Origin of the sequence: Blastopirellula marina DSM 3645 (assembly GCF_000153105.1) — a bacterium.
Classification (GTDB): domain Bacteria; phylum Planctomycetota; class Planctomycetia; order Pirellulales; family Pirellulaceae; genus Blastopirellula; species Blastopirellula marina.
Genome location: NZ_CH672377.1, coordinates 329,486 through 335,579, shown reverse-complemented (window position 1 = coordinate 335,579; position 6,094 = coordinate 329,486). Strand labels below are relative to the sequence as shown.

Here is a 6,094-nt window from a genome sequence, read left to right as displayed (position 1 = left end):
GACCCCGTTTTTTCATTCTGCTGCCAATTTGGCACAACTGGCCAAGATCTTGGTGCGGGACGATGGGTGGCAAATCTCGTTCGATTTGTAAATCCTTTGAGGATCGCGACTTAATTAATGTCTCGACACTTTGGCACAGCGGTTGCTTCTAAGTGGGCGTCGCTTTGACTGGTCTGCCAAACTTGACGTTGGCTGACTCCGCGGAGCGACCAGAACGAGACAATTCATCCCCATCCGCTGATCGATTCCTGTGGCATTTCGGCCCAGACGACAGCGAGAGTCGTTGATTCCACAAGAGGAGGATTCCAAACGTGGCAAAACAGATGGTATTTGGCGACGAAGCTCGCCAGCCGCTCCTAGACGGCGTAACGAAGCTTGCTCGCGCCGTGAAAAGCACGCTTGGACCGCGCGGTCGCAATGCGGTATTGGACAAAGGTTGGGGTTCGCCGAAGGTAACCAAGGACGGCGTCACCGTCGCCGAGGATATCGATCTGGATGATCCTTACGAGAACCTGGCTTGCCAGTTGGTGAAAGAAGCCGCCAGCAAGACGAATGACGTCGCCGGCGACGGCACCACCACCGCCACCGTCTTGGCCGAAGCGATTTATCGCGAAGGTTTGAAGATGCTGGCCGCAGGCGCCGATGCGATGGCCCTGTCGCGCGGCATCGCGAAAGCGGTCGACGCCGTCAGCGAAGCGGTCCGCAAGATGGCCACCAAGATCGATGAGAAGAGCAAAAAAGAGATCGAACAAGTCGCCACGATTGCTGGCAACAACGATCCGGCGATCGGCAAAGTCTTGGCCGAAGCCTTCTTGAAGGTCGGTAAAGACGGCGTGATCACCGTCGAAGAAGGTCGCGGCTACGAGACGACCGTCGAAGTGGTCGAAGGGATGCAGTTTGATCGCGGCTTTCTCTCGCCGCACTTCGTGACCGACGAAGACGCTCAAACTGTCGAACTGAGCGACGCTTACGTCCTGGTCTTTGAAGAGAAAATCTCGTCGGCCAAAAAGCTGGTGCCGATTCTGGAAGCGGTCAGCAAGGCGAACAAGCCGCTGTTGATCTTGGCCGAAGACATCGAAGGGGAAGCCCTGGCGACGTTGGTGGTCAACAAGCTGCGCGGCATTCTCAGCGTCTGTGCGGTCAAAGCCCCCGGCTACGGCGATCGTCGCAAAGCGATGCTGGGCGATATTGCGGTGCTCACCGGCGCCACGCCGATCTTCAAGGATCTCGGCATCGATCTGGAAAGCGTCAAGCTGTCGGATCTGGGCCGCACCAAGAAGGTCAAGATTTCGTCGAGCAACACGGTCTTTGTCAGCGGCGCCGGCAAGAAGGCCGAAATCGAAGGACGCGTCGATCAGATTCGTCGTGAGATCGAAGCGACCGATAGCGAGTATGATCGCGAGAAATTGCAGGAGCGGCTCGCCAAGTTGGCCGGCGGCGTCGCGCAGATCAACTGCGGTGCGATCACCGAAACCGAGATGAAAGAACGCAAAGACCTGTTGGAAGACGCGAAGAGCGCTACCCAGGCCGCGCTGCAGGAAGGGATCGTTCCCGGCGGCGGCGTCGCTTTGCTGCGTGCCGAAAAGTCCTTGAAGAAATTGGGCTTGGAAGGGGACGAAAAGCTGGGCGCTGACATCGTCGCCAAAGTGCTGGAATATCCGCTACGTACGATTGCGGAAAACGCCGGCGTTGAAGGTTCAGTTGTCGTCAATCGCGTTCGTCAGCAGAAGAAGACGAACGAAGGTTACAACGCGGACTCGGGAGCTTATGAAGACCTGGTCGAAGCCGGCGTCATCGATCCCGCCAAAGTGGTTCGCACCGCGCTGTTCAACGCCGCGAGCGTTGCTTCGCTGCTGTTGACCACCGACTCGCTGATCACCGAAATTCCTTCCGAGGAAGAAGCGGGCGGCGACCATGATCATCACGATCACGGCGGCATGGGCGGTGGAATGGGCGGCATGGGAGGAATGGGCGGCATGGGAATGCCGGGCATGATGTAAACCGCTTCGTTCCGTTCTCGAGTTACCTCTCCAATACATTCAAAAAATAAAGACGAAGGATAGACGCATATGGCCAAGAAATTGAAGATTCGCACGCTGGATGACCGCGTCGTCGTGCAACCGCTGGACGCCGAAGAAACAACCGCAGGCGGCATCGTGCTGCCGGGTTCGGCTCAAGAAAAGCCGCAACGCGGCACCGTTTTGGCGGTTGGCCCCGGCAAGTTGCTGGATAGCGGCGCCCGCGCTGATTTGTCGGTCGTGATCGGCGACGAAGTGATCTACGGCAAGTACGGCGGCAGCGACATCGAAATCGATGGCGAGGAATACAAGATCCTTCGCGAGAGCGAAATTCTCGCCAAGGTCGTCAACGACTAACTGCCTGTTGGAAAAGGCCATGGTGGCGTTTTCCAACCTCGCCAAGTTCAGACGGTGAAGCCTGTCGCAAAGGTCGACAGGCCGCCAGTCGCTTGACAGCGAGGTAGTCATTCCGAATCATTCCAAATAAGGACATTCAAGCGTGGCGAAACAACTGCTTTTCGACGATCATGCCCGCAGCAAAATGCTCAAGGGGATCGACAAGCTGGCCGACGCTGTCGCGGTGACGATGGGACCGACCGGTCGCAACGTCATCATCAACAAGTCGTTCGGCGGTCCAACCGTAACGAAAGACGGCGTGACCGTCTCGAAAGAAATTGAACTCGAAGATCGCTTCGAGAACATGGGCGCCAAATTGGTCAACGAAGTCGCCAGCAAGACGTCGGACGTCGCCGGTGACGGTACGACTACGGCGACCGTGCTGGCTCGCGCGATCTTCAAAGAAGGTATCCGCAACATCGTCGCCGGCAGCAATCCGGCCGCGATTCGTCGTGGTATCGAGAAGGCTGTCGCCGCCGCCGAGGCCCACCTGCTTTCGACCGCCAAGCCGGTCAAAGGCAAAGAAGAAGTGGCTCACGTCGGCGCGATCAGCGCCAACAACGATCACGCGATCGGCGAACTGCTGGCCGAAGCGCTGTACCGCGTCGGCAAAGATGGCGTGATCACCGTCGAAGAAGGCAAGACCCGCGAAACGACCGTCGAGTACGTCGAGGGGATGCAGTTCGATAAGGGTTACGTCTCGCCTTACTTCATCTCGAATCCGGCCGAAATGGATTGTGAGTTGGAGGATGCGTACATCCTGCTGTTCGAGAAGAAGATCAGCAGCATCCGCGACCTGGTTCCGATTTTGGAGCAAGTCAGCGGAACCGGCAAGCCGTTGTTGATCGTCGCCGAAGACGTCGATGGCGAAGCGTTGACCGCGCTGGTGGTCAACAAACTGCGCGGCGTGCTCAATGTCTGTGCGGTCAAAGCCCCCGGCTTTGGCGATCGTCGCAAGGCGATGCTGGCCGACATGGCGATTTTGACCGGCGGTACGGTCATCAGCGAAGACCTGGGCGTCACGCTCGATAAGGTGACGTTGAGCCAGTTGGGCAAGGCCAAGCGAATCACCGTCACCAAGGACAACACCACGTTGGTCCAAGGCGGCGGCGATAAGTCGGCCCTGGAGCAACGCATCGGTCAGCTAAAGAAGCAGATCGAAGAGACCGAAAGCGAATACGACAAAGAGAAGTACCAGGAACGCCTGGCCAAACTCGCCGGCGGCGTCGCGGTCATCGCGGTCGGAGCCGAAACCGAAGCGGAAATGAAGCAGACCAAAGCTCGCGTCGAAGACGCGCTGCATGCGACTCGCGCTGCATTGGAAGAAGGTATTCTTCCGGGCGGCGGCGTGGCGCTGGTTCGCTGCAAAGAAGCGGTCGAAAAGGCTCGCTCTTCCGCTAAGGGTGACGAGAAAATCGGCGTGAGCATCATTTTGAGCGTCCTGTCCGCTCCGATGAAGCAAATCGCCGACAACGCCGGCATCGACGGCGCCGTGGTGGTGGACGAAGTGTCGCAGAAGGGAACCAATATTGGCTATGACGCTCATAGTGGTCAGTACTGCGACATGCTGAAGGCCGGCATCATTGACCCGGCCAAAGTGGTTCGCACCGCCCTGTCGAACGCCGCTAGCATCGCTGGTCTGTTGTTGACCACCGAAGCGATGGTGACCAACTTCGATAAGGAAGATAAGAATACCCGCGTCGAAGGCGTCATTCGCTAAGCTCGACGTCGGATCTTCCCGATGGAAAAGGGAGGGGGACCATCAGCGTCCGCTCCCTTGTTATTAAAACTGGAATGGGCTGCTTTCCCGCACGAGAGCAGCCCATTTTGTTGACTACGCTTCGGACAGAGGATATGGCCGTAAAAGCTGATTATTACGAAGTACTCGGCGTTTCACGAACGGCGAACGGTGACGAAATCTCCAAGGCTTATCGCAAGCTGGCGATCAAGTTCCATCCCGACAGCCATCCCGACGACGAAAACGCCTCGCTAAAGTTCAAGCAGGCGGCGGAAGCGTACGAGGTGCTCAGTGACGCGGAAAAGCGTGGTCGCTATGACCAGTACGGTCATGCCGGAGTCGAAGGGGGACATCGCCAGTTTTCGGATGCGGAAGATATTTTCGAAGCATTTGGCGACATCTTTGGCGGAGGCGTCTTCGGCGATTTGTTTGGGGGCCGAGGACGTACGCGCAGCGGCCGACGCGTCAGCAAAGGCGCCGACATCAAAGCCCAGGTCACGCTCGACTTGGAAGAAGCGGCTCGCGGCGTCGAGAAAACTATCACCTTTGATCGTCGCGAACCTTGTGAAACCTGCAAGGGAAGCGGCGCAGCGGCCGGTTCTCAAGCGGAACGTTGCACGCGCTGCGGCGGACATGGCCAGGTCGTGCAGCAAGCAGGCATCCTGCGCGTGCAGACGACTTGCCCTTCCTGCGCCGGCGCCGGAGTCAAGATCACCGATCCCTGTCGCAGTTGCCGCGGGCAAGGTTTCCAGAACCGACGCGTCGAATTGGACGTAAATATTCCGGCTGGCGTCGACGATCAGATGCGAGTGCGACTCAGCGGAGAAGGGCAGCCCAGTCCCAACGGCGGTCCGGCCGGCGACTGTTACTGTTTTATTTCGCTCCGGCGGCACAAACTGTTTGAGCGCGACGGCGAGCATTTGATTTTGAAGATGCCGATCAGCTACACCCAAGCGGTGCTCGGCGCCCAGATCGAAGTGCCGACGTTGATCGACGGCGCCCACATGTTGACCGTGCCGAAAGGGACGGCTTCGGGTGAGGTCTTCAAAGTCCGCGGTCAAGGAATGCCCGATCCGCATGGCCGCGGCAAAGGGGATCTGTACGTGCAGACGTACATCGAAGTGCCGAAAAAACTGGATACGCGGCAGGAAGAATTGCTGCGTGAACTGGCCGAATTCGAACATACGAACGTCAGCCCCCATCGGAAGTCGTTCCTGGAATCGATTCGGGATTACTTGTTTTCATCCGGCGACGAAGACGAAGCCGTGAAAGAAAAATAAACGAAGGATACGAAACCGTGTCGAATGAATCTTCTCCCTCTCCAGAAGAAAAACCGCTGAACGTCTTTGATAGCGATGCGCTGCAAGAGGACGTCGGCGCACTCGACGAAGCGCTAGCCGATGATTCGCTCGATGGCGAAGCGAACAAGCTGCGCAACGACCTGGCCGGCGCCGAGCGGCGGATTTTGTTGGCTCAGGCCGACATGGAAAATCTCCGCAAGCGGATGCGGCGTGAAGTGGAAGATACCGTCAAATACGCCGACGTTCCGCTGATCACCGATTTGTTGCCGGTAATCGACAACCTGAATCGCGCCCTCGACTCGGCCGGCCAATCGCAAGAAGCGGCCGGAATTGTGACCGGCGTAAAAATGGTCGCTCAGAGTATGCTAGATGTACTGGCGCGGCGCGGCTGCAAAACGATCGAAGCGCTCGGTCAGCCGTTTGATCCCAACCGGCATGACGCCATCCTGCAGCAACCGAGCGACGAAGTCCCCTCAGGTCATGTGCTGATGGTGACGCAAAGCGGTTATCAATTGCATGACCGCGTGATCCGCCCTGCCCAAGTCATTGTTTCAACCGGCAGCCCCGCTGCCGCTGAAGGCGAAAGCTCCTAACTGATCCGATTGGACACTAGCCCGTAGCGCAAGCGAGGGAATACGTGC

Annotated in this window: 5 protein-coding genes; all 5 read left to right on the top strand. The window is 58.0% G+C overall.

The features are described 5' to 3' along the window. Positions 1–311 precede the first annotated feature (311 nt). The 5 genes from groL (DSM3645_RS20450) (at position 312) to grpE (ending at position 6,046) form a co-directional block, all read left to right on the top strand. Positions 312–2,000 carry a chaperonin GroEL gene (groL, locus tag DSM3645_RS20450; RefSeq protein WP_040352886.1) on the top strand — a complete coding sequence of 563 codons (1,689 nt, stop codon included), beginning with the start codon at positions 312–314 and terminating at the stop codon, positions 1,998–2,000. 69 nt (positions 2,001–2,069) lie between these two features. After that, positions 2,070–2,375: a co-chaperone GroES gene (locus DSM3645_RS20445; protein ID WP_040352885.1), complete on the top strand. Its 306-nt coding sequence runs from the start codon at positions 2,070–2,072 to the stop codon at positions 2,373–2,375. A 142-nt stretch (positions 2,376–2,517) separates the two neighbouring features. Then, on the top strand, positions 2,518–4,134 hold the full coding sequence (gene groL / locus DSM3645_RS20440; protein WP_002654458.1) for a chaperonin GroEL: 1,617 nt from the start codon (positions 2,518–2,520) through the stop codon (positions 4,132–4,134). A gap of 134 nt (positions 4,135–4,268) precedes the next feature. Further along, the gene (gene dnaJ / locus DSM3645_RS20435) at positions 4,269–5,432 is read left to right on the top strand and encodes a molecular chaperone DnaJ (protein ID WP_002654457.1); all 1,164 of its coding nucleotides are present in this window, start codon (positions 4,269–4,271) and stop codon (positions 5,430–5,432) included. Positions 5,433–5,449: 17 nt separating this feature from the next. Beyond that, positions 5,450–6,046 carry a nucleotide exchange factor GrpE gene (gene grpE, locus DSM3645_RS20430; protein ID WP_002654456.1) on the top strand — a complete coding sequence of 199 codons (597 nt, stop codon included), beginning with the start codon at positions 5,450–5,452 and terminating at the stop codon, positions 6,044–6,046. Positions 6,047–6,094 lie beyond the last annotated feature (48 nt).

What these genes read in the sequence shown, in the direction of transcription:
- DSM3645_RS20445 (WP_040352885.1), top strand. Translation starts at nt 2,070, where the DNA reads ATGGCCAAGAAATTGAAGATTCGCACGCTGGATGACCGCGTCGTCGTG.
- dnaJ (WP_002654457.1), top strand. Translation starts at nt 4,269, where the DNA reads ATGGCCGTAAAAGCTGATTATTACGAAGTACTCGGCGTTTCACGAACG.